Source organism: Pseudomonas koreensis, from assembly GCF_024169245.1.
Taxonomy (GTDB): Bacteria; Pseudomonadota; Gammaproteobacteria; order Pseudomonadales; family Pseudomonadaceae; genus Aquipseudomonas; species Aquipseudomonas koreensis_F.
Genome location: NZ_JALJWP010000001.1, coordinates 933,621 through 958,048, shown reverse-complemented (window position 1 = coordinate 958,048; position 24,428 = coordinate 933,621). Strand labels below are relative to the sequence as shown.

The window sequence follows — 24,428 nt, the reverse complement described above, 5'->3', positions numbered from 1 at the left end:
GCTATGGTTGTCGAGTGCCTTCGACAACGAATGGTCATGAAGTTGTCATGACCGTGCGGATTTTACGGAAAAACTGGAGAAGAAAATGAAAAGCTTTATGTCACGTGCAGCGTTGGCCGGTGTGCTGATGGGTGTTTCGGTGCTGGCCAGTGCGGCGACGCCGGCTCCCAAGGATGCTGAAGTGTTCATCGTTTCTCCCGAGGACGGCGCCACCGTCTCGCAGGAATTCAAAGTCAAGTTCGGCGTCAAGAACATCGCGCTGGCCCCGGCGGGTGACACCACCAAGAACACCGGCCACCATCATCTGCTGATCGACGTCGACGACCTGCCGGCCGAAGGCGCGCCGATCCCGACTGACGCGCACCACATGCATTTCGGCAAGGCCCAGACCGAGGCCACGATCAAACTGGCCCCTGGCAAGCACACCTTGCAACTGATTCTTGGCGACAGCGGCCACATGCCGTTCGACCCATCGATCGTTTCGGAAAAAATCACGGTTAACGTGAAATAAAAAAGGGAGCCCTTTGGGGCTCCCTTTTTCTTGCGCTAAGAACGCTGTGCTTAGAACAGCACTCGACTACGGATAGTACCGTTGACGTGTTGCAGTTTCTCTTGCGCCAATTCCGAGTATTCGGCGTCGACGTCGATCACCACGTAGCCGACCTTCTCGTTGGTCTGCAGGAACTGACCGGAGATGTTGATGCCGTTTTCGGCGAAGACCTTGTTGATCTCGCTCATCACACCCGGGATGTTCTCGTGGATGTGCAGCAGGCGGTGCTTGCCAGGGTGAGCCGGCAGGGCCACTTCCGGGAAGTTGACCGACGACACCGAAGTACCGTTGTCGCTGTACTTGACCAGTTTTTCCGCCACTTCCAGACCGATGTTGGCTTGCGCCTCGGCAGTCGAGCCACCGATGTGCGGAGTCAGGATCACGTTGTCGAGGCCACGCAGCGGGCTTTCGAACTCTTCGTCGTTGGAGCGTGGCTCCACCGGGAATACGTCGATGGCCGCGCCGATCAGGTGCTTGTCCTTGATCGCGTCCGCCAGGGCGTCCAGCTCGACCACGGTGCCGCGTGCAGCGTTGATCAGGATGCCGCCCTTCTTGATGGCGCGGATTTCCTTCTCGCCGATCATCCACTGGGTCGCCGCGGTTTCCGGCACGTGCAGGGTGACGATGTCGGACATGCCCAGCAGCTCATGCAGGTTGTTGACCTGGGTAGCGTTGCCCAGCGGCAGCTTGGTCACGGTGTCATAGAAGAACACCTGCATGCCCAGACCTTCGGCCAGAACCGACAGCTGCGTGCCGATCGAGCCGTAGCCGACGATGCCCAGCTTCTTGCCACGGATCTCGAACGAGTTGGCGGCGGACTTGATCCAGCCGCCACGGTGGCAGGAGGCATTTTTCTCAGGGATGCCGCGCAGCAGCAGGATCGCTTCGGCCAGTACCAGTTCCGCTACGGAACGGGTGTTGGAGTACGGCGCGTTGAACACGGCGATACCGCGCTCGCGGGCCGCACTGAGGTCAACCTGGTTGGTGCCGATGCAGAAACAGCCGACCGCGACCAGTTTCTTCGCGTGATCGAAGATCTCTTCGGTCAGTTGTGTGCGCGAGCGAATGCCGATGAAGTGAGCGTCAGCGATCTTTTCCTTGAGCTGGGCTTCCGGCAAGGAACCAGTCAGGTATTCGATGCTGGTGTAGCCCGCCGCCTTGAGGACGTCGACAGCCGATTGGTGGACGCCTTCGAGAAGAAGGAACTTGATCTTGCTCTTATCGAGAGAAGTCTTGCTCATCTGCGTAAACCTGTATCCCGGAGAAAAATGGCAGGGAGGGAGCAGCCTGGAGCTGACCCGCACGGCAACAAAGCCGTCACCGCGGATCTGGCCTTGGGCACTGTCCTGCGGGGTCGGTATGCTAGCATAGCCACCCCGCTAAACACTCATTCCTGCGACGTGAAGCGTTCTCAGGATGACCATGAATTGTTCGAGAGTTCTGTCGATGACCAATCCTGCGCTGATTGATGAACTGAAGACCCTGGTTGAGCCTGGCAAAGTCCTCACCGACGCCGACTCCCTGAATGCTTACGGCAAGGATTGGACCAAGCACTTTGCGCCGGCGCCGAGCGCCATCGTGTTTCCCAAGACCATCGAACAAGTGCAGGCCGTGGTCCGTTGGGCCAACACCCACAAGGTCGCACTGGTGCCATCCGGCGGGCGTACCGGGCTGTCCGCCGCTGCGGTGGCGGCCAATGGCGAAGTGGTGGTGTCGTTCGATTACATGAACCAGATTCTCGACGTGAACCTCACCGACCGCACCGCCGTGTGCCAGCCGGGTGTGGTCACCGAACATTTGCAGAACGTCGCCGAAGAAAACGGCCTGTACTACCCGGTCGACTTTGCGTCGGCGGGTTCCAGCCAGATTGGCGGCAACATCGGCACCAATGCCGGCGGGATCAAAGTGATTCGCTACGGCATGACCCGCAACTGGGTGGCCGGCATGAAGGTCGTCACCGGCAAGGGCGATGTGCTCGAACTGAACAAGGACCTGATCAAGAACGCCACCGGTTACGACCTGCGTCAGCTGTTTATCGGCGCAGAAGGTACTCTCGGTTTCGTCGTCGAAGCGACCATGCGCCTTGATCGCGCGCCGAAGAATCTCACCGCGATGGTCCTCGGAACCGCCGATTTCGACTCGATCATGCCGGTGCTGCACGCCTTCCAGGGCAAGCTCGACCTGACCGCATTCGAATTCTTCTCCGACAAGGCTCTCGCCAAGGTCATGGGCCGTGGCGATGTGCCGGCGCCGTTCGAAACCGACTGCCCGTTCTACGCCCTGCTGGAATTCGAAGCGACCACCGAAGAAGTGGCCAACAGCGCGCTGGAAACCTTCGAGCACTGCGTTGAGCAGGGCTGGGTACTCGACGGTGTGATGAGCCAGAGCGAAACCCAATTGCAGAACCTGTGGAAGCTGCGCGAGTACATTTCTGAAACCATCTCGCACTGGACGCCGTACAAGAACGACATCTCGGTTACGGTTTCCAAGGTGCCGGCGTTCCTGCGCGAGATCGATGCGATCGTTGGCGAGCACTACCCGGATTTCGAAATCGTCTGGTTCGGCCACATCGGCGACGGCAACCTGCACTTGAACATTCTCAAGCCGGAGAACCTGAGCAAGGACGAGTTCTTTGCCAAGTGCGCCACCGTCAACAAGTGGGTGTTCGAAACCGTCGAGAAGTACAACGGCTCGATCTCGGCCGAACACGGCGTAGGCATGACCAAGCGTGATTACCTGACCTACAGCCGCTCGCCGGCGGAGATCGAGTATATGAAAGCGGTCAAGGCAGTGTTCGACCCGAACGGCATCATGAACCCGGGGAAGATTTTCCCGGTTTGATCGGTAATCTCTGTTGAATCAATGAAGGCAGGAGTCGGTAAATGAGCTATCAGCACCAGTACGTCGACGGCACGCGCATTCACTTCCCGATCGGGAAAGTCGTGTGCATTGGCCGCAATTACGCCGAACACGCCAAGGAACTGGACAACCCGGTGCCGACCGAGCCGCTGCTGTTCATCAAGCCGGGCAGTTGCGTGGTGCCGCTGGAAGGCGGTTTCAGCATTCCGACTGAGCGTGGTTCGGTGCACTACGAAGCGGAAATCGCTGTGTTGATCGGCAAACCGCTGTCGACCAAACCAAGCCGCGAAGAAGTCCTCGATGCGATCTCCGGTTTCGCCCCGGCGCTGGACCTGACCCTGCGCGACAAGCAGGCCGAGCTCAAGTCCAAAGGCCTGCCGTGGGAAATCGCCAAGTCGTTCGACGGCGCGGCAGTGATCGCCCCGTTCGTGGTTGGCAGCACCTTCGCTGACCTGACCGACATCGGCATTCGCCTGACCATCAACGGCGAAGTGCGCCAGGACGGCAACAGCAGCGCGATGCTCAATCCGATCGTGCCGATGATCCAGCACATGGCCGGCTGCTTCTCGCTGCAGGCCGGCGACGTCATCCTCACCGGCACGCCGGTGGGCGTCGGCCCGTTGAACGTTGGCGATGAGATCGTTCTTGAACTGCCGGGGGCGAGCCGCTTCAGCAGCAGCGTGCGCTAACCGCAACACCGAAAATCCCCTTGTAGGAGTGAGCCTGCTCGCGATAGCGGTCTACCAGTCAATGCATATTTCGACTGATAAACCGCTATCGCGAGCAGGCTTACTCCTACATTCGTTTTGCGTTGCTGCTGATATACGCACACGCCAATCCCGCCATTTCCCGTTTTTTTCACATCCTCTCTGGATAATTTCCGCGATTGCGGCGTCTCAGCCGGCCTCTTTGTGCTATTACCTTTGGCCTGAATTTTCGGAACGCGTCCTTTGATGTCATCTCAAACTCAGCAAAAAACTACCCATCGTTCCCGCTTCGCTCTGCGCTGGTATGTCTGGCTGTTGCTGGCCATCGCAGCAGCCTATGGGCTGGCGTTCGCCATGCACTGGGATGATCGTGGTGTGCTGTGGGTGCTGGAGCGCTTCGAGAGCAAGGCCGAGCAGAAAGAGAGCGTGTGGCTGCCGGACTATCAGGTGGTGATCGATGCCAAACCGTTGCCGGGCATGGAGAAGGACGAAGCTTCCGACCTGGCTTACAACCCGCAGACCAAAACCCTGTTTTCGGTGATGGGCAAAAATCCGTTCCTCGCTGAGCTGACACTGCAGGGCGAGGTGCTGCGCAAGATGCCGCTGGTGGGCTGGAGCAATCCCGAAGGCCTGACAGTCATGGAAAACGGCCTGATGGCGATTGTCGATGAGCGCCAGCACACGCTGTCGATCGTCAAGGTCGACGCCGGTACCCGCGAGCTGAACATTGCCGACTTTCCGAAATACGACCTCGGACCGTCAAAAGACCAGAACAAGGCTTTTGAAGCCATCACCTGGGATCCGCGCAATCAGCAGCTGATTTTGGGCGAAGAACGCCCGCCAGCCTTGTTCACCTGGAAAAGCGATGGCAGTCAGACACTGACTGGCGACAAGCAGAAACTGGCCAGTGACGAGCTCGACATTCGCAACCTCTCGGCGCTGGCGGTCGACCCACGCACTGGCCATCTGTTGGTGCTTTCTGCCGATTCGCACCTTTTGCTGGAACTGGACGAGAAGGGCGAGCAAGTCAGCTTCATGACTCTGCTTGGCAATTTCAACGGTCTGAAAGACACCATTCCCCGCGCCGAAGGCCTGACCATGGACGAAGACGGCACGCTGTACATGGTCAGCGAACCGAACCTGTTCTATCGCTTCGAAAAGCACCGGTGATGCCTTCCCTGTAGGAGCTGTAGCAGGCTGCGATCTTTTGATCTTGCTTGTGAAAGTCAAAATCAAAGTCAAAAGATCGCAGCCTGCGGCAGCTCCTACGGGGGTTGGCTTGTGGTCTGAGGCAAGTGGCCATTAAGCTTCAATTCAGACGGGCGTGATATTTCATCGGCCTGTCTTGAATCCGAGCCTGCCTGAATGCGTCAACTTGCCCGTCCCAAACCGTTGATTCTTGTCCTGTTGTTGATTGCTCTGATCGCGTTGCTCGCGCTCGGCCAGTACCTGCGCCTGTTCGAGCGCGCCTGGTTCAACCTGCACACCCTGTGGCAGCCGTTGAGCAGCGAGGCGATCGGTCTGGATCAATATCGGGTGATGATCGAGGCGCGGCCGATCGAGGGGCTCGACGATGACGTCTCGGCGCTGACCTACGATCCGGTGCGCAAAAGCCTGTTCACCGTGACCAACAAGAATTCCGAACTGATCGAACTGTCGCTGGAAGGCAAGATCCTGCGGCGCATTGCTTTGGTCGGGTTCGGCGATCCTGAAGCGGTCGAGTACATCAGCGCCGACACTTACGTGATCACCGACGAGCGCCAGCAACGTCTGATCAAGATCCACCTCGACGCCGACACCACGTTCCTCGATGCCGAAGATGCCGAGCAGATGACCCTCGGTGTGCACATGGCCAGCAACAAGGGTTTCGAGGGGCTGGCTTACGATTCGGTGGGCAAACGCCTGTTCGTGGCGAAAGAGCGCGACCCGATGCTGATCTATGAGGTCCACGGTTTTCCGCATTTCAAACCGGACAAGACCTACGCGGTGCACGTGATCAACAACCCCAAGCGCGATGCCGGCATGTTCGTGCGTGACCTGTCGAGTCTGCAGTACGACGAACGCAGCGGGCACTTGCTGGCACTGTCGGACGAGTCGCGCTTGATTATCGAACTGGATGTCGACGGCCGCCCGTTGAGCACCATGTCGATCAGCGGCGGACGCCAGGGTTTGCAGAAAACCGTACCGCAGGCGGAGGGGATTGCGATGGATGATGACGGCACGTTGTATCTGGTGAGTGAGCCGAATCTGTTTTACGTCTTCAAGAAGCCAACTTCAGACTAACCATCACCACAAAACCCTGTAGGAGTGAGCCTGCTCGCGATAGCGGTCTGTCAGTCAACATTAATATCAACTGACAGACCGCTATCGCGAGCAGGCTCACTCCTACAGGGGGATTTCAGCGCCTGAAGAATATTTACTCAGCCTTCAGGGTCTTCACACCTTCACTCGTGCCCAGCAGCAACAGATCCGCCGGGCGCGCAGCGAACAGGCCGTTGGTGACCACGCCGACGATGGCGTTGATCTGCGCTTCCAGCTCCACCGGGTTGGTGATCTGCAGGTTGAACACGTCGAGGATGATGTTGCCGTTGTCGGTCAGCACGCCTTCGCGATACACCGGGTCGCCACCGAGTTTGACCAGTTGGCGGGCAACGTGGCTGCGGGCCATCGGGATCACTTCCACCGGCAGCGGGAACTCACCGAGCACCGGCACCAGTTTGCTGGCGTCGGCGATGCAGATGAAGGTCTTGGCCACGGCGGCGACGATCTTCTCGCGGGTCAGGGCCGCGCCGCCGCCCTTGATCAGGTTCAGGTGCGCATCGCTTTCATCGGCGCCGTCGACGTAGAACTCCAGATCGCTGACAGTGTTCAGCTCGTACACCGGAATCCCGTGGCCTTTCAGACGCGCGGCGGTGGCTTCGGAGCTGGCGACCGCGCCGTCGAACGCGCCCTTGTGCTGGGCCAGGGCATCGATGAAGCAGTTGGCAGTGGAGCCGGTGCCGACGCCGACGATGCTCTTGTCGTCGAGTTTCGGCAGGATGAAGTCGACGGCGGCCTGGGCCACGGCCTGTTTGAGTTGATCCTGGGTCATGCGGGCTCCGAAGCGGGCAAGGGGTGGGCAGAAAGGCCGGCATTATAGCCCCAAGCGTGGCTAAAACCTCTGGATTCGTGTGGTCGCATCGGCAAAAGGCGGGTTAGACTCCCCGGTCCCGCCCAACCGCTCAGTGATGCTTTCCGATGCTCGAACAGTACGTCAAAAAGATCCTCACCTCGCGCGTTTATGACGTTGCCGTTGAAACCCCGCTGCAGAACGCCCGCCAGCTCTCCGAGCGGCTGGGCAATGACATCTGGCTCAAGCGCGAAGACTTGCAGCCGGTGTTTTCGTTCAAGATTCGCGGCGCCTACAACAAGCTGACCCAACTGAGCGACGAAGAGCGCGCCCGTGGCGTGGTCACCGCGTCGGCGGGCAATCATGCGCAGGGTCTGGCTCTGGCGGCGAAAGTGCTGGGCGTCAAAGCCACCATCGTCATGCCGAAGACCACCCCGGAAATCAAAGTCGAAGGCGTGCGTTCGCGCGGCGGCAAAGTGGTGCTGCACGGCGATTCGTTCCCGGAAGCGCTGGCCTATTCGCTGAAACTGGTGGATGAAAAAGGCTACGTCTACATCCATCCGTACGACGATCCGCACACCATTGCCGGGCAGGGCACCGTGGCCATGGAAATCCTGCGTCAGCACCCGCAGCCGCTGGACGCGATTTTCGTCCCGGTCGGCGGCGGCGGGCTGATCGCCGGTATTGCGGCGTACGTGAAATACCTGCGGCCCGACATCAAGGTGATTGGCGTCGAGCCGGACGATTCCAACTGCCTGCAGGCAGCGATGGCGGCGGGCGAGCGCGTGGTCCTGCCGACGGTGGGGATCTTCGCCGACGGCGTGGCGGTGGCGCAGATCGGCCAGTACACCTTCGAGATCTGCAAGGATTACGTCGATGAAGTGATCACTGTCAGCACCGACGAGATTTGTGCGGCAATCAAGGATATCTACGACGATACCCGCTCGATCACTGAACCTGCCGGGGCGTTGGGCGTGGCAGGGATCAAGAAATACGTCGAGCAGCGCGGCGTCAGCGGCCAGACATTCGTCGCCATCGACTCTGGTGCCAACGTCAATTTCGACCGCTTGCGCCATGTTGCCGAGCGCGCCGAGCTGGGCGAAGGTCGCGAGGCGATCATCGCCGTGACCATTCCCGAGCAGGCCGGCAGCTTCAAGGCATTCTGCGAAGCCATCGGCAAGCGCCAGATCACCGAATTCAACTACCGCTACAACACCGGCAGCGAAGCGCACATCTTTGTTGGCGTGCAGACCCACCCGGACAACGACCCGCGCAGCGCCCTGCTGGCGAGCCTGACCGAGCAGGGTTTCCCGGTCATCGACCTGACCGACAATGAACTGGCCAAGCTGCACATCCGCCACATGGTCGGTGGCCGCGCCGCGCAGGTGGTTGATGAAGTGGTGCTGCGTTTCGAATTCCCTGAGCGCCCGGGCGCGCTGTTCAACTTCCTCAACAAGCTCGGCGGGCGCTGGAACATCTCGATGTTCCACTATCGCAACCACGGCGCGGCGGACGGCCGCGTGGTCGCCGGCCTGCAAGTGCCCCATGACGAGCGTCATCTGGTGCCGGCGGCGCTGGCGGAAATCGGCTACCCATACTGGGACGAAAGCGACAATCCGGCCTATCAGCTGTTTCTCGGCTGAGCGGCTACGCTGATGGGCTTGGACCTACGGAAGAGAACGACATGGAAACCCTGACCACCCTGAAAGTCCTTCACGTCGCGGCGACCGTGGTCATTCTCGCGAGCGGGCTGGGGCTCGCCGCGCTGACCTGGCGTAATCGCAGCGAAGGCCCGGCCAGTACGATGCGCCGTCCGTGGCTGTTTATCTGGTGCCTGATGCTGATCGGCATGCTCAGCATGCCGTTCACCGGTTGGTGGCTGGTGCACCTGGTTGGCTGGCCGTTGGGGCAATTGTGGATTCTGGGGTCCAGCGTGATCTATGCCGTGGCCATGTTCAGTGCGGTCTGGCTGCTGGTTCGGCTTGATCGGCTTTGGACAACAGGTGTGGGTAACCGCAATTTCACTCTGGCGCTGGCGATTGTCAGCGGCGTCGGGTTTGTCGCCATAGCGGGGTTGATGGGGGCGAAGCCGGTTTAAGGCCTGGTACCGAGTCGATCCCATTCGCGAGCAAGCTCGCTCCCACATTGGATATGTGTCGTTCACAAATTCCCTGTGGGAGCGAGCTTGCTCGCGAAGGCGTAGTCAGCCGCGCAGACTGATCACCGGCCAGCCACGCTTCTCGGCCTCGGCACGCAAATTCGGATCCGGATCCACCGCCACCGGATTCGCGACCTGCTCCAGCAATGGCAGGTCATTCATCGAGTCGCTATAGAAATAGCTGCCCTCCAGCGAATAACCAGTCTCCTCCAGCCACCGATTCAGGCGCGTCACCTTGCCCTCGCGAAAGCACGGAATGTCGGTGCTACGCCCGCTGTAGCGGCCATCGATCATTTCACATTCGGTAGCGATCAGGGTTTCCACGCCCAGGCGCACGGCGATCGGCGCCGTGACGAAACGGTTGGTCGCGGTGATGATCACCAGTTTGTCGCCGGCATCGCGGTGTTTTTTCAACAGTTCCATTGCCTTGGGCAGGATGATCGGCTCGATGCAGTCGCGCATGTAATCGCTGTGCCATTGTTCAAGCACGGCCAATTCCGTGCGGCCAAGAATTTCCAGGCAGAAGTTCAGGTAGGCGGCGTTGTCCAGCTTGCCGGCCAGGTAATCCTGATAGAACTCGTCGTTGCGTGCCTTGTAGGCGATCGGGTCGAGGAAGCCGCGCTCGCACAGATAATCGCCCCAAGCGTGATCGCTGTCGCCGCCCAGAAGGGTGTTGTCCAAATCGAATAGAGCCAGGCGCATTGCAGTTACCCGCTGAAAAGTCAGTAAAAAGGCGACAAGAATACGGTCTTTTCACAAGAGTGCACATAAGGTAGGAACCTTCGTTGCCGCCTGATCAAGCTTTGTGGAACAATGCGGCGACATGCGTTTGCGAGGTTGTTGCCGTGATCGACCCCGATGGTTTCCGCCCCAATGTCGGGATCATTCTGACGAATGACGCCGGCCAGGTGCTATGGGCTCGCCGTATCAATCAGGACGCCTGGCAGTTTCCGCAAGGGGGGATCAACCCCGAGGAGACGCCGGAAGACGCCTTGTACCGCGAGCTGAACGAAGAAGTTGGCCTGGAACGTGAAGATGTTGAAATACTGGCCTGTACCCGAGGCTGGTTGCGCTATCGTTTGCCGCAACGCCTGGTGCGTACCCACAGCCAACCGCTGTGCATCGGCCAGAAACAGAAATGGTTCCTCCTGCGCCTGATCTCCAACGAGCAGCGGGTGCGGATGGATCTGACCGGTAAACCGGAGTTCGATGGCTGGCGCTGGGTCAGCTATTGGTATCCGTTGGGCCAGGTGGTGACATTCAAGCGCGAGGTGTATCGACGCGCTCTCAAAGAGCTTGCCCCGCGCCTTTTAGCGCGCGACTGACGACGGAGTTCGACCCCGAGCCATGCTCAATACGCTGCGCAAGATCGTCCAGGAAGTTAACTCCGCCAAGGATCTCAAGGCGGCGTTGGGGATTATTGTGTTGCGCGTCAAAGAGGCCATGGGCAGCCAGGTCTGCTCGGTCTACCTGCTTGACCCGGAAACCAATCGCTTCGTCCTGATGGCCACCGAGGGCTTGAACAAGCGCTCGATCGGCAAGGTCAGCATGGCCCCCAACGAGGGTCTGGTCGGTCTGGTCGGCACGCGTGAAGAACCCCTGAACCTCGAAAACGCATCGGTTCACCCGCGCTACCGCTACTTCGCCGAGACCGGTGAAGAGCGTTACGCCTCGTTCCTCGGTGCACCGATCATTCACCACCGCCGCGTCGTCGGCGTGTTGGTCATCCAGCAGAAAGAGCGCCGCCAGTTCGACGAAGGTGAAGAAGCCTTCCTCGTGACCATGAGCGCGCAGCTCGCCGGCGTTATCGCCCACGCCGAGGCCACCGGTTCGATCCGCGGTCTGGGCCGGCAGGGCAAGGGCATTCAGGAAGCCAAGTTCGTCGGCGTGCCGGGCTCGCCGGGTGCTGCTGTCGGTACCGCCGTGGTCATGCTGCCGCCGGCGGACCTGGACGTGGTGCCGGACAAGACTATCACCGACATCAACGCTGAGCTGGCGCTGTTCAAGACCGCCATCGAAGGCGTGCGCGCCGACATGCGCGCCTTGTCCGCTAAACTCGCCACCCAACTGCGCCCGGAAGAGCGCGCGCTGTTCGACGTCTACCTGATGATGCTCGACGATGCCTCGCTGGGCAGCGAAATCACCACCGTGATCAAGACCGGCCAATGGGCCCAGGGCGCGCTGCGTCAGGTGGTCACGGAACACGTCAACCGCTTCGAATTGATGGACGACGCTTACCTGCGTGAGCGTGCGTCGGACGTCAAAGACCTCGGTCGCCGTCTCCTCGCCTATCTGCAGGAAGAGCGCCAGCAGAACCTGGTCTACCCGGAAAAAACCATCCTGGTCAGCGAAGAACTGACGCCGGCGATGCTCGGCGAGGTGCCGGAAGGCACGCTGGTCGGCCTCGTGTCGGTACTCGGTTCGGGTAACTCTCACGTCGCGATTCTGGCCCGGGCCATGGGCATTCCGACCGTCATGGGTCTGGTCGACCTGCCGTACGCCAAGGTCGACGGCATCGAAATGATCGTCGATGGCACCCGGGGCGAGGTCTACACCAACCCGAGCGAAGTGCTGCGCAAACAGTTCGCTGAAGTCGTCGAAGAAGAGAAGCAACTGGCGCTGGGCCTCGACACCCTGCGTGATCTGCCGTGCGTGACCCTCGATGGCCACCGCATGCCGCTGTGGGTCAACACCGGCCTGCTCGCCGATGTGGCGCGGGCGCAGAAGCGCGGCGCCGAAGGCGTCGGTCTGTACCGCACCGAAGTGCCGTTCATGATCAACCAGCGCTTCCCGAGCGAGAAGGAACAGCTGGCGATCTACCGCGAACAGCTCGCCGCGTTCCACCCGCAACCGGTGACCATGCGCAGCCTCGACATCGGCGGTGACAAATCGCTGTCGTACTTCCCGATCAAGGAAGACAACCCGTTCCTCGGCTGGCGCGGTATCCGCGTCACCCTCGACCACCCGGAAATCTTCCTGGTGCAGACCCGCGCGATGCTCAAGGCCAGCGAAGGCCTGAACAACCTGCGGATTCTGCTGCCGATGATCTCCGGCACTCACGAACTCGAAGAAGCCCTGCACCTGATCCACCGCGCCTGGGGCGAAGTGCGCGACGAAGGCACCGACGTGCCGATGCCGCCGATCGGCGTGATGATCGAAATCCCGGCAGCGGTGTACCAGACCAAGGAACTGGCGCGGATGGTCGACTTCCTCTCGGTCGGCTCCAACGATTTGACCCAGTATCTTCTGGCGGTCGATCGCAACAACCCGCGCGTGGCCGACCTTTACGACTACCTGCATCCGGCGGTGCTGCAAGCCCTGCAAACCGTGGTCACCGACGCCCATGCCGAAGGCAAACCGGTGAGCATCTGCGGCGAGATGGCCGGTGACCCGGCGGCGGCGGTGCTGTTGATGGCGATGGGCTTCGATAGCCTGTCGATGAACGCCACCAACCTGCCGAAGGTGAAGTGGATGTTGCGCCAGGTGAACCTGAGCAAGGCGCAGGAGATGCTGGCGGAACTGATGAAGATCGATAACCCGCAGGTTATCCACAGCTCGCTGCAGTTGGCGCTGAAGAATCTCGGGTTGGCGAAGATGAATTCGCCGGTGGTGACCAAGGCTCTCTAAAAGGCTGATGCCCTCTTCGTCGGAACGCCGCCCGGAGCAGGCTCGCTCCCACAGGGATTCGTATCGATCACGAGACCCATGTGGGAGCGAGCCTGCTCGCGAGGGCGCCAGTTGAGGCACCGCTAAACCACAATCTCCACCTCGCCCAAATGCCCGCCATACGGCCCAAAACTGCGCTCCACCATCCGCCGCGTTCCGTCCGCCTGCAAAACCAACGCTGTACTCGCCCGCGTTCCGTAACTCTGGCTGGCAATAAACACGCTCGACAGCAACGACTCCGTCGCCATGCCCACCCCGGTATCCGGCAATTCGGCCTCGGGTGCGGTCTGTGCATCGCTGAGCAAGGTCAACAAACGCTCAGGCTGCGGATCATCCAGTACCGCGCTCAACGCCGCCCTGGCCTTGAGCAGTTTCGGCCAGGGCGTATCCAGCCCCGCGTTGGATAAACCATAAACCCCCGGCTGCAACATCACCGGCTCCGACGACCGCGCATTGAAATGCCACAGCTCATGGGCATTGCCCAACAGCAGATTGAACCCGGCATATTCGCCCGCACGACCCACCACATCGCTCAAATAATCATCAATCGACAGATCACCCATGAGAAAGCGCGCCACCAGTTCGCCTCGTGATTTGGTGGCCGGCGGCTGCTGCGGGTCGCGAATATTGGTTAACGCAGCAAAGCGCCCGTTGGCGCCGATCCCCAGCCAGGTGCCGCCGGCCTCAAGATCGCGCCCGGCATGCACCTGCGGCGCTTCTGGCCACGGCGCCAATGGCAGGCTGGGGCGGGCATAGAATTCGTCGCGGTTGGCCGCGACGATCAGCGGCTGGGCATGGCCCGGGCGCCAAGCGAAAACAATCAGGCACATAAGGTGGTCCTTGTGTGTTTTTTGCCCACTCTACGCATCCGGCGTCCGTGCATCCATCGCCAGTGGAGCAGAAGGCTGCGCATCCGTTACCATGCCGGTCCTGTTTTGCCGACGCGTGCCGGAGACGGTCATGGAATTTCTGCTCTACCTGGCGCTCGGCGCCTGCGCGGGCGTGCTCGCCGGGCTGTTTGGCGTCGGCGGCGGGATCATCATCGTCCCGGTGCTGGTGTTCAGCTTTACCCTGCAGGGTTTCGATCAGTCGATTCTTACGCACCTGGCGGTAGGGACGTCGCTGGCGACGATCATTTTCACCTCGGTCAACGCCGTGCGTGAACATCACCGCCGTGGCGCGGTGCGCTGGGCGATTTTTCGCTGGATGACCGTGGGCATTCTGCTCGGTGCTGGTTTCGGTGCGCTGACCGCGGAAGCGATCTCCGGGCCGAACCTGCAAAAGATCATCGGCGTGTTTGCTCTGGTGATCGCCGTGCAATTGGCGCTGGACGTCAAACCCAAGGCCAGCCGAACGGTGCCGGGCAAGCTCGGTCTGACTGCGGCCGGTACGGTGATTGGCTGGGCGTCAGCGATTTTCGGCATTGGTGGCGGCTCGCTGACCGTGCCGTTTCTGACCTGGCGCAGCGTGCCGATGCAGCAGGCCGTGGCGACCTCGTCGGCCTGTGGCCTGCCGATCGCTCTGGCCAGTGCGTTAAGTTTCATGATTCTGGGGTGGCACGAACCGTTGCTGCCGGCCCATAGTCTCGGTTTTGTGTATTTGCCGGCGTTGTTGGGCATTGCCCTGACCAGCATGGTATTCGCCCGGCTCGGCGCGCGTCTGGCACACAGGTTGTCGCCGCGCTTGCTGAAAAGGCTGTTCGCCGCTTTGCTGTTCTGCGTGGGCTTGAGCTTTCTGCTCTGACCGCGTGGCAATCCTGGCTTAATCCTGAGGTGGCAGCGTCACCCGGGAATTTCGCTTTCAACTCTAACAAGGAGTCGCAATGCTGCCTTACCCGCAGATCGACCCGGTGGCCCTGGCCATCGGTCCGCTGAAAATCCACTGGTACGGTCTGATGTACCTGATCGGCATCGGCGGCGCGTGGCTGTTGGCGTCGCGCCGGCTCAACCGCTTCGACCCGACCTGGACCAAGGAGAAGCTCTCCGATCTGGTGTTCTGGCTATCGATGGGCGTGATCGTCGGCGGCCGTCTGGGTTACGTGCTGTTCTATGACCTGAGCGCGTACCTGGCCAACCCGACGCTGATTTTCGAAGTGTGGAAGGGCGGCATGTCGTTCCACGGCGGATTCATCGGCGTGATGCTCGCGGCCCTGTGGTTCGGCAAGCGCAATGGCAAGTCGTTCTTCCAGCTGATGGACTTCGTCGCGCCGATGGTGCCGATCGGTCTGGGCGCCGGGCGCATCGGCAACTTCATCAACGCCGAGCTGTGGGGCAAGGCCACCGACGTGCCATGGGCCATGGTGTTCCCGCCGTTCAGCGATCCGGCGCAGTTGCCGCGCCACCCGTCGCAGCTGTATCAGTTCGCCCTCGAAGGTGTGGCGCTGTTCCTGATCCTGTGGATCTTCTCGCGCAAACCGCGCCCGACCATGGCCGTCTCCGGCATGTTCGCGCTGTTCTACGGCATCTTCCGTTTCATCGTCGAGTTCGTCCGCGTGCCGGATGCGCAGCTGGGCTATCTGGCCTGGAACTGGCTGACCATGGGTCAGGTGCTCTGCGTGCCGATGATCGTCGGCGGGCTGTTGCTGATCTGGCTGGCCTATCGTCGCGCCCCGGCAGCGCCACTCGCGCCGACGGCTTAAACTACGAACCCCGGCGCGCGACGCCGGGGCTCAAAGGACACAGGTAACTCATGAAGCAATATCTCGAACTGGTCTCGCACGTCATTCAGAACGGCAGCAAACAGGCCAACCGCACCGGCATCAACACCATCAGTTTCCCGGGGGCGATGCTGCGTTTCGATCTGCAGGAAGGCTTCCCGGCGATCACCACGCGCAAGATGGCCTTCAAGTCGGCCATCGGCGAGATGTGCGGGTTTCTGCGTGGCGTGAACAACGCCGCCGAATTCCGCGCGCTGGGCTGCAAGGTCTGGGACCAGAACGCCAACGAAAACGCGCAGTGGCTGGCCAACCCGTTCCGTCAGGGCGACGACGACCTCGGTGAAATCTACGGCGTGCAATGGCGCAAGTGGCCGGCGTACAAGCAGATCCCGCTGAGCAACACCGCCGCCATCGAACAAACCCTGAGCAACGGCTACAAGCAGATCGCCCAGGGCGAAGAAGACGGTCAGGCCTACGTCGTGTTGTACAAGGCGATCGATCAGGTGCGCCAGTGCGTCGACACGATCATCAAGGATCCGGGCAGCCGGCGCATCCTGTTCCACGGCTGGAACGTCGCGCAGCTCGATGAAATGGCCCTGCCGCCGTGCCATCTGCTGTACCAGTTCCACCCGAACGCCGAGACCAAAGAGATCTCGCTGACCCTGTACATCCGCTCCAACGATCTGGGTCTGGGCACGCCGTTCAACCTCACCGAAGGCGCCGCCCTGCTGAGCCTGATCGGTCGCCTGACCGGTTACACGCCGCGCTGGTTCACCTACTTCATCGGCGATGCGCACGTCTACGAGAACCACTTGGACATGCTCAATGAACAGCTCAAGCGCGAGCCGTTCGCCATGCCGAAGCTGAAGATCTCCGACCGTGTGCCGGAGTTTGCCAAGACCGGTGTTTATCAGCCGGAATGGCTGGAGCTGGTCGAGCCGAGCGACTTCTCGCTGGAAGGCTATGAGCATCACGCGCCAATGACCGCGCCGATGGCGGTCTGAAAGACTGGCTCGAAAGCTTTTATATTCGGTATAGGTCTACCGGACTGTCATGTCTGACAGTAGGCAAATGAAAGAGAGGGTGTTTGACTGACCACGGGCCTAATGGACGTAGGTCAGTCAAACATCCTCTTTTTTCATTTAAGGAGCTTCATCATGACAAGTACAGCATCTGGCGCGACGGCTGGGTTCTCGGAGGTCTCTTTCGGTTTCGCACCAACCGGATCGAAGCAATTGAACAGTTGGCCGTTTATCGGCTGTGAAAGTCGTTCGGGACTCTTTCATTCCATTCCGAGTATTGATCCATGGGGGTGCGTGGTGCCCATGGAAATATTCAATGGCGCGCCGATCTTCATCGACTCGCTGCGTGTCGGTGTGTCGGTCAATGAGCAGGATTTCAGGATTGGCGATCCGGTTCGGGTGCAATGGAACGCACTCGGCGGCTCCGGGGGCAGCTATAGATCGGAACCCCAGACAGTGGTGAGTTACACCCCTTTGCATTTTGCGGTTACCGACGAAATCGCAAGAACGTTCACAGGCGATCGGGTCGAAGTCTTTTTTGTCATTGAAAGAGAAGCAGGTTCCTTGCCCTCTTCTTCGTTGTATATGACGTTTGCGCCGGAACTGGCACAGACAGGTCCGGTTTTTATTGAGGCCGTCTCGCAAGGCGTCCTTGAAATTGATCGGCATCCCGAGGGTGTTTGCCTGACTATTCCACGGATTGAAAACCTGAGACCCAACAACGCCATTGAAATGTTCTGGAAAAGCAGCACCAGCGGCGGACAGACCGGCGCCTGGCGGGATTACCAACGCAAACTGACGGTCAGCCCCGACTCATCACTCAACTTTCGGATTGAGCCGACGGTCTACCAGGCGCATCGCGGTGAGACTGTTCATTTGTTCTGCAGTGTTTTCCTCGGGTCCGGTATGGTCCCCGGTCTGGCCTATGGCATGGGTTCCCGGGGTGAATTGGAGTTCAAACTGGTGTAAGCGCTGTCGGCGACGAAGGACTAATGCCCATGACTTCTGCCGACATGGGAGTGCTCGACCTCCGTCGCCACCACCCCGCCACTCACTTCCAGGCGCTGCAAAATCCCGCATTGATCGGCCATCGGCCCTTCGCCACAGCGTTGGCGCAGGTCGAGCAATTGTGTTTGCAACGCCAACAACCCATCAATCCGCGCCTTCACATGCTGGATGTGCTCGTCGATCAGCGCATTGACGCTCTCGCACTGATCCTGCGGGCTGTCGCGCAGGGCGAGCAGGCTGCGGATTTCTTCGAGGGTCATGTCGAGGGTGCGGCAGTTGCGGATGAAGGTCAGGCGTTCGGCGTGGGACTGGGTGTAGACGCGGTAGTTGCCGTCGCTGCGCGCCGGTTCCGGCAGGAGGTTTTCGCGCTCGTAGTAGCGGATGGTTTCCACGGCGCAATCGGTGAGTTTCGCCAGTTCGCCGATCTTCATGACGGCCATCTCCAAATGGGTGCTTGACCCTATAGTGGCTACAGGGTCTTTACTTGGCAACAGGCACCTTCATGGACGCGACCAATGAGCGATTCCCTGCACACCCATAAGCCTGGCGACGGGCACGATCACAGTCATAAATTGCAGCCAGTGCATAAACATGACCACGGCGGCGACTCCTGCTGTTCGTCGAAAGCCGCAGCGCCTGCGCGGGTGCAACTAAGCGATAAAACCAGCGCCGATGCGCGCCTGAGCAGTTTTCGCATCGAGGCGATGGATTGCCCGACCGAGCAGACGCTGATCCAGAACAAGCTGGGCAAACTGGCTGGGGTGCAGCAGCTGGAATTCAACCTGATCAACCGCGTACTTGGCGTGACCCACAATCTGCCGGGCACCGAGCCCATCACCGAAGCGATCAAATCCCTCGGCATGCACGCCGAGCCGCTGGAGGCGGGCGTCGACACGCCGGCCCCGGCACCCGTGAAAAAACACTGGTGGCCACTGGCGCTGTCCGGCCTGACCGCGCTAGGTGCCGAAGTCATTCATTTCACCAGCGCTGCGCCCGACTGGGTGGTGGCAATTGTTGCGCTGGTGTCGATTCTCAGTGGCGGCCTCGGCACCTACAAAAAGGGCTGGATCGCCCTGAAGAACCTTAACCTCAACATCAATGCGCTGATGAGCATCGCCGTAACCGGTGCCATCCTCATCGGCCAGTGGCCGGAAGCGGCGATGGTGATGTTCCTCTTTACCGTCGCAGAGCTGATTGAAGCACGCTCGCTGGACCGCGCGCGCAACGCGATCAGTGGTTTGATGCAGATGACCCCTGAGCAGGCTACGGTGCTGCAACCCGATGGCAACTGGCGCGAACAAGGGGTGAAAAGCGTCGAACTCGGCGCCCGCGTACGGGTGAAACCCGGCGAGCGCATTGCGCTGGACGGCGCGGTGGTCAGCGGCAGCTCGACCATCGACCAGGCACCGATCACCGGGGAAAGCCTGCCAGTGGAGAAAACTGTCGGTGACAAAGTCTTCGCTGGCACCATCAATCAGGCCGGTTCGCTGGAATATACGGTGACCGCTGCGGCGAACAACTCGACACTCGCGCGGATCATCCACGCCGTCGAACAGGCCCAAGGCGCGCGGGCGCCGACCCAGCGTTTCGTTGACCAATTCTCGAAAATCTACACCCCGGCGGTGTTCGTCTTCGCATTGGCCGTGGCGATCATCCCGCCGCTGTTCATGGGCGCGGCGTGGTTCGACTGGATCTACCGCGCGCTGGTGTTGCTGGTGGTGGCCTGCCCGTGCGCGCTGGTGATTTCCACCCCGGTGACCATCGTCAGTGGACTCGCGGCAGCGGCGCGCAAGGGCATTCTGGTCAAGGGCGGCGTGTATCTGGAGGGCGGCTTCAAGCTTGATTATCTGGCGCTGGACAAAACCGGCACGATCACCCACGGCAAACCGGTGCAGACCGATTACCTGTCACTCGACCCGACGGCCGACGCTACTGCGCCGGCAATTGCTGCCGCGCTGGCCGGGCGCTCCGATCACCCGGTATCGCTGGCCATTGCCAACGCTGCTGTGGATAAAGATTCCGCGGCGCCCACTGTGGATAACTTCGAAGCGCTGGGTGGGCGTGGCGTCAAAGGCGATATCAACGGCCAGACCTATCACCTGGGCAACCATCGTCTGGTCGAGGAACTGGGTCTGTGCTCGCCGCAATTGGAGGAAAAGCTGTTCGCGCTGGAAAAACAGGGCAAGTCCGTAGTGCTGCTGCTCGACAGCTCTGGCCCGCTGGCGTTGTTTGCCGTCGCCGACACGGTCAAGGAAACCAGCCGCGAAGCGATTCGTCAGTTGCATGAACTCGGGGTGAAAACCCTGATGCTCACTGGCGACAACGTCCACACCGCGCAGGCGATTGCCGCTCAGGTCGGTATCGACGAGGCGCGCGGTGACTTGTTGCCAACCGACAAGCTGCAAGCCATCGAAAATCTCTATAAGCAGGGCCACCGGGTCGGCATGGTCGGCGACGGCATCAATGATGCCCCGGCACTGGCCCGCGCCGAGATCGGTTTCGCCATGGCCGCGGCCGGCACCGACACGGCGATCGAAACTGCCGATGTCGCCCTGATGGACGACGATCTGCGCAAGATCCCCGCGTTCATCAACCTGTCTCGCAACACCGCGAGCATCCTGAAACAAAACATCGCCCTGGCGCTGGTGATCAAGGCGATCTTTCTTGCGATAACCTTCGCCGGGCTCGCCACCATGTGGATGGCGGTGTTCGCTGACATGGGCGTGAGCCTGCTGGTGGTGTTCAACGGTTTGCGGCTGCTGCGCAAATAAACGTGAGGGATGGTTGTGCTGAGTGCCGAGCTGAAAGCGTTCTACATGGTCGCCCGCCTAGGTAGCATCACGCTGGCGGCGAAAAAACTCGGCCTCAGCCAACCGACCGTGACCACGCAGATCCGTAATCTGGAAAGTCAGTATTCGGTAGAGCTGTTCTACCGTGGCGGGCGCCGTTTGAGTGTCAGCGAAGAAGGCGCGCGCTTGCTGCCGATGGTCAAGACGCTGTTGCAGCAAGAGGCCGACATCGAGTTCTTTTTGCGTAACAGTGGCCAGGTGCAGGGCACGCTGCGCATTGCCGCTACCGCGCCGTATTACATTCTCGATCTGGTAAAGACCTTTCGCGAGCGTTTGCCACAGGTGGAAGTGTCGGTGGAGATCGGCAACTCGCAGCAAGTGCTGGAAGCGCTGGAGGATTACCGCGTGGATGTCGCCGCGTCGTCACAGTTGCTCGACGATTCGCGATTGATTCGCCGTGTGCTCGGCACCGATCCGCTGGTGCTGGCGGTACATCGCAACCATCCGTTGGCCGCACAGGAACATGTGACGCTGAATGCGCTGGCCGGGCATACGTTGTTGATGCGTGAGTCCGGCTCGACCACCCGGCGCCTGACCGAAGAGTTGCTCGCGAGTGCCGGGGTGAGTTTCGGGCCGTTGCTGGAGATTGGCAGCCGTGAGTCGATTCGCGAGGCGGTGCTGCGCAATATCGGCATCAGCATCATTGCCCGTCAGGAAGTGCCGCATGACCCGCAGTTGCGCGTGCTGACCATCGAGAATGCACCGCAGATTCCGGAGTATCTGTATTGCCTCAAGGAAAGAAAGGGTGCGCGGTTGCCGGCGGCCTTTTTGGGGCTCGCACAGGAAATGTCCCCCGCTTAATGATCGTACCCACGCTCCGCGTGGGAATGCCTCAACGGACGCTCCGCGTTCGGCTTTTGGGACGCGGAGCGTCCCGGGCTGCATTCCCACGCGGAGCGTGGGAACGATCTGCAGTGAACCAAAATCCCCGAATACCACTATCGGCCGTTTTTGCCTCACTGCCACATGACGGACGCATTACAACCCTAGGATTGGCCTCATCTGCTTGATGAGGTCTGTCCATGAATCCTGCCATCGCAACTGCCCTGACCCACCCCGGTGCGCCGATGAAAGTGCGCGGCGTGCACAAGCGTTTCGGCGCGTTCACTGCGCTGGATAACGTTTCCCTCGATGTCGCCGCCGGTGAACTGGTGTGTCTGCTCGGCCCGTCGGGCTGTGGCAAGACCACGTTGCTGCGCTGCATCGCCGGGCTGGAGAAGCAGGACAGCGGCGAGCTGTATCTGGGTGAGCGCGATGTCTCGCACCTCGCCCCGCAAGCGCGGGACTACGGGATCCTGTTCCAGTCCTACGCGCTGTTCCCCAATCTGACCGTCGAGGCGAACATTGCCTACGGCCTCGCCGGCAGCGGTCGTGATGAAGTGCGCCGCCGCGTCGGTCAGATGCTGGAACTGGTCGGCCTCAGCGGCAGTGAGAAAAAGTACCCCGGCCAATTGTCCGGCGGCCAACAACAACGCGTGGCGCTCGCCCGTGCCCTGGCGCCGGCCCCGTCGCTATTATTGCTCGATGAACCGATGTCGGCGCTCGACGCTCGGGTGCGCGAGCATCTGTGCACCGAGCTGCGCCAGCTGCAACGCAACCTCGGCATCACCACGCTGATGGTCACGCACAATCAGGACGAGGCGATGTTGATGGCCGACCGCATCGCGGTGATGAACAACGGTCGCGTCGAGCAGTACGCGACCCCGCAGGAAATCTACGACCGCCCGGCCACGCCGTTCGTGGCCGAGTTTGTCGGCCAGGGCAACTGGTTGCCGTTCCAGCGCAGCAGCGACAGCCACGCCAAGGTCGGCGGGATGAATCTGCGCCTGGCCGATGGCAGCGTGCACAGTGCCTCGGGTCGACTGTTCTGCCGCCCTGAGGCGATCAACGTCAATCCGCTGGTGCACGAAGAAAATCTGTTTCCGGCCAAGGTGCGCGAGATCACTTTCCTCGGCAATCGCTGCCGGATGAGCTTCGAACTCGATCAATTGCCGGGCCACGCACTGCTCGCCGAAGTTGCCCCGGAAGCGATGCCGCGTCTCGGCGCGCAGCAGATCACGGTCGCCTTGCCGCCGCGCAGTTTGCAGGTGTTCGCCTGATGAACAGCAACCTCGCGCTGCCGCTTCCGCACAAGCAGGTGCGACAGTCCTCGAAAGCCGAGATCGGCGATCGCATTTTTGTCGTCGGCGGCAAAGTCCTTCTGCTGCTGTTGCTCGGCGTCGCGGTGCTGCTGCCCTTGCTGGCGATCTTCTGGCGCGGCTTCAGCGACGACGCCGGGCAGGGGGGTGGCTGGCTCGCGGCGAAAGAATTGGTGACCAGCGCCAATTTCCATTGGCTGCTCGGCAACAGCCTGAAAGTTTCCCTCAGCGTCGCCGCCATCGTCGTACCGCTGGCCTACCTGTTTGCCTACGCGCTGCAACGCACGCTGATTCCGGGCAAAGGCATCTGGCGCGGGATTTCCCTGCTGCCGCTGATGGCGCCGTCGATGCTGCCGGGGATTGCGCTGGTCTATCTGTTCGGCAACCAAGGCATGCTGCGTGGGCTGCTCTCGGACAACATCTACGGCTTCTGGGGCATTGTGCTCGGCGAGGTGATTTACACCTTCCCCCATGCGCTGATGATTCTGCTCTCGGCATTGTCGCTGGCCGATGCGCGTCTGTTCGATGCGGCGTCGAGCATGGGCGCCAGTCCGGCCAAGGCGTTTCGTAGCATCACCTGGCCGGCAACGCGGCAGGCGGTGTTTGCGGCGTTCTGTCTGGTGTTCACCTTGACCATCACCGATTTCGGTGTGCCGGTGGTGGTCGGTGGCGACTATCAAGTGCTGGCGCTGGAAGCCTACAAAGCGGTGGTCGGCCAGCAGCAATTCGGTCGCGGCGCGTTGATCGGCATGGTGCTGTTGCTGCCGGCGCTATTCAGTTTCGGCGTCGATGCGTGGCTCCGTCGGCGTCACGGCGACTCGATGAGCGGCCGTGCGCAGGTGTTCAAACCGCTGGCATCGAAATGGCGCGACGGCTGCTATCTGGCGATTGTTTTGCTGATCTGCGCCGCGCTGCTGCTGGTGTTCGGCATGGCGGTTTTTTCGTCGCTGGTGAAGTTCTGGCCATACAACCTGTCGCTGTCGCTCAACCACTATCAGTTCAACGAGACCGCCGGCGGTGGCTGGCTCGCATATAGCAACAGTCTGAAGATGGCATTGGGCACGGCGCTGATTGGCAGCGTGCTGATTTTCACCGGCGCCTATCTGATGGAGAAAACCCGCACCCAGCGCGGCTTGAACCTGACTTTGCGCATGCTCAGCTTCGTGCCGATGGCGGTGCCTGGGCTGGTGCTCGGCCTGGGTTACGTTTTCTTCTTCAACCTCAGCGGCAATCCGCTGCACGTGCTCTACGGGACGATGACGCTGCTGATCGTCTGCACCATTGCGCACTATCTGACCACCGCACAAATGACCGCGACCACCGCGCTGCGCCAGCTCGACGCCGAGTTCGAAGCGGCGGCGCTGTCGCTCAAGGCGCCGCTGTACCGCCATTACCTGCGCGTGACCGTGCCGATCTGCCTGCCGGCGCTGCTGGACATCGTGCGCTACCTGTTCGTCTCGGCGATGACCACGGTTTCCGCTGCGATCTTCCTCTACAGCCCCGACACCATCCTCGCGGCAGTCGCTGTGCTGAATATGGATGATGCTGGCAACGTCGGCGGCGCGGCGGCGATGTCGACCCTGATTCTGTTCACCTCGGCGGGCGTGTCCTTGCTGCTGGCGTGGTCTTCGCGCGGCCTGTTGCGCCGTTCCCAGGCCTGGCGGCAAACCGCCCCCGGCCACTGATTCAACTCACCTACAGGAAAA

General features: G+C 60.8%; 22 protein-coding genes. 17 read left to right on the top strand and 5 right to left on the bottom strand.

The annotated features are described in order from the left end of the window. The first annotated feature begins 85 nt into the window (after positions 1 to 85). Complete coding sequence (locus J2Y90_RS04465) at positions 86 to 511, top strand: DUF4399 domain-containing protein (protein WP_039757489.1); 426 nt, start codon at positions 86 to 88, stop codon at positions 509 to 511. A 50-nt stretch (positions 512 to 561) separates the two neighbouring features. Here J2Y90_RS04465 and serA read toward each other — a convergent pair whose 3' ends face one another. Then, entirely contained in the window at positions 562 to 1,791 is a 1,230-nt protein-coding gene (gene serA / locus J2Y90_RS04460) for a phosphoglycerate dehydrogenase (RefSeq protein WP_024014707.1), read from the bottom strand. 205 nt (positions 1,792 to 1,996) lie between these two features. Between serA and J2Y90_RS04455 the strand changes: the two genes are divergently transcribed. The 4 genes from J2Y90_RS04455 (at position 1,997) to J2Y90_RS04440 (ending at position 6,399) form a co-directional block, all read left to right on the top strand. Next, positions 1,997 to 3,391 (top strand): FAD-binding oxidoreductase, encoded by a 1,395-nt coding sequence (locus J2Y90_RS04455; protein WP_253496930.1) that lies wholly within the window; start codon positions 1,997 to 1,999, stop codon positions 3,389 to 3,391. Positions 3,392 to 3,432: 41 nt separating this feature from the next. Next, positions 3,433 to 4,098: a fumarylacetoacetate hydrolase family protein gene (locus tag J2Y90_RS04450; RefSeq protein ID WP_253496927.1), complete on the top strand. Its 666-nt coding sequence runs from the start codon at positions 3,433 to 3,435 to the stop codon at positions 4,096 to 4,098. A 264-nt stretch (positions 4,099 to 4,362) separates the two neighbouring features. Beyond that, positions 4,363 to 5,286 (top strand): SdiA-regulated domain-containing protein, encoded by a 924-nt coding sequence (locus tag J2Y90_RS04445; protein WP_253496924.1) that lies wholly within the window; start codon positions 4,363 to 4,365, stop codon positions 5,284 to 5,286. A 195-nt stretch (positions 5,287 to 5,481) separates the two neighbouring features. Beyond that, a complete protein-coding gene (locus tag J2Y90_RS04440; protein ID WP_253496921.1) occupies positions 5,482 to 6,399 on the top strand; it encodes an SdiA-regulated domain-containing protein in 918 nt (305 codons plus the stop codon). A 133-nt stretch (positions 6,400 to 6,532) separates the two neighbouring features. On the opposite strand, the gene rpiA is transcribed toward J2Y90_RS04440, so the two are convergent. Continuing rightward, entirely contained in the window at positions 6,533 to 7,207 is a 675-nt protein-coding gene (rpiA, locus tag J2Y90_RS04435) for a ribose-5-phosphate isomerase RpiA (RefSeq protein WP_007913886.1), read from the bottom strand. Positions 7,208 to 7,353: 146 nt separating this feature from the next. Here rpiA and ilvA point away from each other — a divergent pair, with 146 nt between their 5' ends. Beyond that, complete coding sequence (ilvA, locus tag J2Y90_RS04430) at positions 7,354 to 8,868, top strand: threonine ammonia-lyase, biosynthetic (RefSeq protein WP_024014702.1); 1,515 nt, start codon at positions 7,354 to 7,356, stop codon at positions 8,866 to 8,868. Positions 8,869 to 8,909: 41 nt separating this feature from the next. After that, positions 8,910 to 9,323 carry a DUF2269 family protein gene (locus J2Y90_RS04425; protein ID WP_253496918.1) on the top strand — a complete coding sequence of 138 codons (414 nt, stop codon included), beginning with the start codon at positions 8,910 to 8,912 and terminating at the stop codon, positions 9,321 to 9,323. 105 nt (positions 9,324 to 9,428) lie between these two features. On the opposite strand, the gene J2Y90_RS04420 is transcribed toward J2Y90_RS04425, so the two are convergent. Further along, positions 9,429 to 10,085, bottom strand: a complete 657-nt coding sequence (locus tag J2Y90_RS04420) for an HAD family hydrolase (RefSeq protein ID WP_253496915.1) — start codon at positions 10,083 to 10,085, stop codon at positions 9,429 to 9,431. A gap of 143 nt (positions 10,086 to 10,228) precedes the next feature. Between J2Y90_RS04420 and J2Y90_RS04415 the strand changes: the two genes are divergently transcribed. Next, complete coding sequence (locus J2Y90_RS04415; RefSeq protein ID WP_003229203.1) at positions 10,229 to 10,708, top strand: RNA pyrophosphohydrolase; 480 nt, start codon at positions 10,229 to 10,231, stop codon at positions 10,706 to 10,708. A 22-nt stretch (positions 10,709 to 10,730) separates the two neighbouring features. Then, the gene (gene ptsP, locus J2Y90_RS04410; protein ID WP_024014698.1) at positions 10,731 to 13,010 is read left to right on the top strand and encodes a phosphoenolpyruvate--protein phosphotransferase; all 2,280 of its coding nucleotides are present in this window, start codon (positions 10,731 to 10,733) and stop codon (positions 13,008 to 13,010) included. A 122-nt stretch (positions 13,011 to 13,132) separates the two neighbouring features. On the opposite strand, the gene J2Y90_RS04405 is transcribed toward ptsP, so the two are convergent. Continuing rightward, a complete protein-coding gene (locus tag J2Y90_RS04405) occupies positions 13,133 to 13,879 on the bottom strand; it encodes an NRDE family protein (RefSeq protein WP_253496912.1) in 747 nt (248 codons plus the stop codon). A 130-nt stretch (positions 13,880 to 14,009) separates the two neighbouring features. On the opposite strand from J2Y90_RS04405, the gene J2Y90_RS04400 reads away from it, so the two are divergent. The 4 genes from J2Y90_RS04400 to J2Y90_RS04385 all read left to right on the top strand — a co-directional run bounded on the left by J2Y90_RS04400 (position 14,010) and on the right by J2Y90_RS04385 (position 17,696). Further along, positions 14,010 to 14,792: a sulfite exporter TauE/SafE family protein gene (locus J2Y90_RS04400; RefSeq protein WP_253496909.1), complete on the top strand. Its 783-nt coding sequence runs from the start codon at positions 14,010 to 14,012 to the stop codon at positions 14,790 to 14,792. 79 nt (positions 14,793 to 14,871) lie between these two features. Further along, entirely contained in the window at positions 14,872 to 15,687 is an 816-nt protein-coding gene (gene lgt / locus J2Y90_RS04395) for a prolipoprotein diacylglyceryl transferase (protein ID WP_016772683.1), read from the top strand. 50 nt (positions 15,688 to 15,737) lie between these two features. Further along, complete coding sequence (locus J2Y90_RS04390) at positions 15,738 to 16,709, top strand: thymidylate synthase (protein ID WP_253496906.1); 972 nt, start codon at positions 15,738 to 15,740, stop codon at positions 16,707 to 16,709. 153 nt (positions 16,710 to 16,862) lie between these two features. Beyond that, a complete protein-coding gene (locus J2Y90_RS04385; protein WP_253496903.1) occupies positions 16,863 to 17,696 on the top strand; it encodes a hypothetical protein in 834 nt (277 codons plus the stop codon). Between the two features lie 20 nt (positions 17,697 to 17,716). Here the strand turns inward: J2Y90_RS04385 and cadR are convergent, their stop codons facing one another. Beyond that, the gene (cadR, locus tag J2Y90_RS04380; RefSeq protein WP_253496900.1) at positions 17,717 to 18,166 is read right to left on the bottom strand and encodes a Cd(II)/Pb(II)-responsive transcriptional regulator; all 450 of its coding nucleotides are present in this window, start codon (positions 18,164 to 18,166) and stop codon (positions 17,717 to 17,719) included. A gap of 84 nt (positions 18,167 to 18,250) precedes the next feature. On the opposite strand from cadR, the gene J2Y90_RS04375 reads away from it, so the two are divergent. The 4 genes from J2Y90_RS04375 to J2Y90_RS04360 all read left to right on the top strand — a co-directional run bounded on the left by J2Y90_RS04375 (position 18,251) and on the right by J2Y90_RS04360 (position 24,407). Continuing rightward, entirely contained in the window at positions 18,251 to 20,506 is a 2,256-nt protein-coding gene (locus J2Y90_RS04375) for a heavy metal translocating P-type ATPase (protein ID WP_253496897.1), read from the top strand. 15 nt (positions 20,507 to 20,521) lie between these two features. Further along, positions 20,522 to 21,385, top strand: a complete 864-nt coding sequence (locus J2Y90_RS04370) for a LysR family transcriptional regulator (protein ID WP_253505050.1) — start codon at positions 20,522 to 20,524, stop codon at positions 21,383 to 21,385. Between the two features lie 221 nt (positions 21,386 to 21,606). Beyond that, entirely contained in the window at positions 21,607 to 22,683 is a 1,077-nt protein-coding gene (locus J2Y90_RS04365) for a putative 2-aminoethylphosphonate ABC transporter ATP-binding protein (RefSeq protein ID WP_253496893.1), read from the top strand. Continuing rightward, positions 22,683 to 24,407 (top strand): putative 2-aminoethylphosphonate ABC transporter permease subunit, encoded by a 1,725-nt coding sequence (locus J2Y90_RS04360; RefSeq protein ID WP_253496891.1) that lies wholly within the window; start codon positions 22,683 to 22,685, stop codon positions 24,405 to 24,407. Before J2Y90_RS04365 ends, J2Y90_RS04360 begins: the two co-directional genes overlap by 1 nt. Positions 24,408 to 24,428: the final 21 nt, after the last annotated feature.

What these genes read in the sequence shown, in the direction of transcription:
- serA (WP_024014707.1), bottom strand. Translation starts at nt 1,791, where the DNA reads ATGAGCAAGACTTCTCTCGATAAGAGCAAGATCAAGTTCCTTCTTCTC.
- J2Y90_RS04445 (WP_253496924.1), top strand. Translation starts at nt 4,363, where the DNA reads ATGTCATCTCAAACTCAGCAAAAAACTACCCATCGTTCCCGCTTCGCT.
- J2Y90_RS04390 (WP_253496906.1), top strand. Translation starts at nt 15,738, where the DNA reads ATGAAGCAATATCTCGAACTGGTCTCGCACGTCATTCAGAACGGCAGC.
- J2Y90_RS04465 (WP_039757489.1), top strand. Translation starts at nt 86, where the DNA reads ATGAAAAGCTTTATGTCACGTGCAGCGTTGGCCGGTGTGCTGATGGGT.
- rpiA (WP_007913886.1), bottom strand. Translation starts at nt 7,207, where the DNA reads ATGACCCAGGATCAACTCAAACAGGCCGTGGCCCAGGCCGCCGTCGAC.
- J2Y90_RS04455 (WP_253496930.1), top strand. Translation starts at nt 1,997, where the DNA reads ATGACCAATCCTGCGCTGATTGATGAACTGAAGACCCTGGTTGAGCCT.
- J2Y90_RS04360 (WP_253496891.1), top strand. Translation starts at nt 22,683, where the DNA reads ATGAACAGCAACCTCGCGCTGCCGCTTCCGCACAAGCAGGTGCGACAG.
- cadR (WP_253496900.1), bottom strand. Translation starts at nt 18,166, where the DNA reads ATGAAGATCGGCGAACTGGCGAAACTCACCGATTGCGCCGTGGAAACC.
- J2Y90_RS04375 (WP_253496897.1), top strand. Translation starts at nt 18,251, where the DNA reads ATGAGCGATTCCCTGCACACCCATAAGCCTGGCGACGGGCACGATCAC.
- J2Y90_RS04450 (WP_253496927.1), top strand. Translation starts at nt 3,433, where the DNA reads ATGAGCTATCAGCACCAGTACGTCGACGGCACGCGCATTCACTTCCCG.
- J2Y90_RS04425 (WP_253496918.1), top strand. Translation starts at nt 8,910, where the DNA reads ATGGAAACCCTGACCACCCTGAAAGTCCTTCACGTCGCGGCGACCGTG.
- J2Y90_RS04420 (WP_253496915.1), bottom strand. Translation starts at nt 10,085, where the DNA reads ATGCGCCTGGCTCTATTCGATTTGGACAACACCCTTCTGGGCGGCGAC.
- lgt (WP_016772683.1), top strand. Translation starts at nt 14,872, where the DNA reads ATGCTGCCTTACCCGCAGATCGACCCGGTGGCCCTGGCCATCGGTCCG.
- ptsP (WP_024014698.1), top strand. Translation starts at nt 10,731, where the DNA reads ATGCTCAATACGCTGCGCAAGATCGTCCAGGAAGTTAACTCCGCCAAG.
- ilvA (WP_024014702.1), top strand. Translation starts at nt 7,354, where the DNA reads ATGCTCGAACAGTACGTCAAAAAGATCCTCACCTCGCGCGTTTATGAC.
- J2Y90_RS04400 (WP_253496909.1), top strand. Translation starts at nt 14,010, where the DNA reads ATGGAATTTCTGCTCTACCTGGCGCTCGGCGCCTGCGCGGGCGTGCTC.
- J2Y90_RS04365 (WP_253496893.1), top strand. Translation starts at nt 21,607, where the DNA reads ATGAATCCTGCCATCGCAACTGCCCTGACCCACCCCGGTGCGCCGATG.
- J2Y90_RS04405 (WP_253496912.1), bottom strand. Translation starts at nt 13,879, where the DNA reads ATGTGCCTGATTGTTTTCGCTTGGCGCCCGGGCCATGCCCAGCCGCTG.
- J2Y90_RS04440 (WP_253496921.1), top strand. Translation starts at nt 5,482, where the DNA reads ATGCGTCAACTTGCCCGTCCCAAACCGTTGATTCTTGTCCTGTTGTTG.
- J2Y90_RS04385 (WP_253496903.1), top strand. Translation starts at nt 16,863, where the DNA reads ATGACAAGTACAGCATCTGGCGCGACGGCTGGGTTCTCGGAGGTCTCT.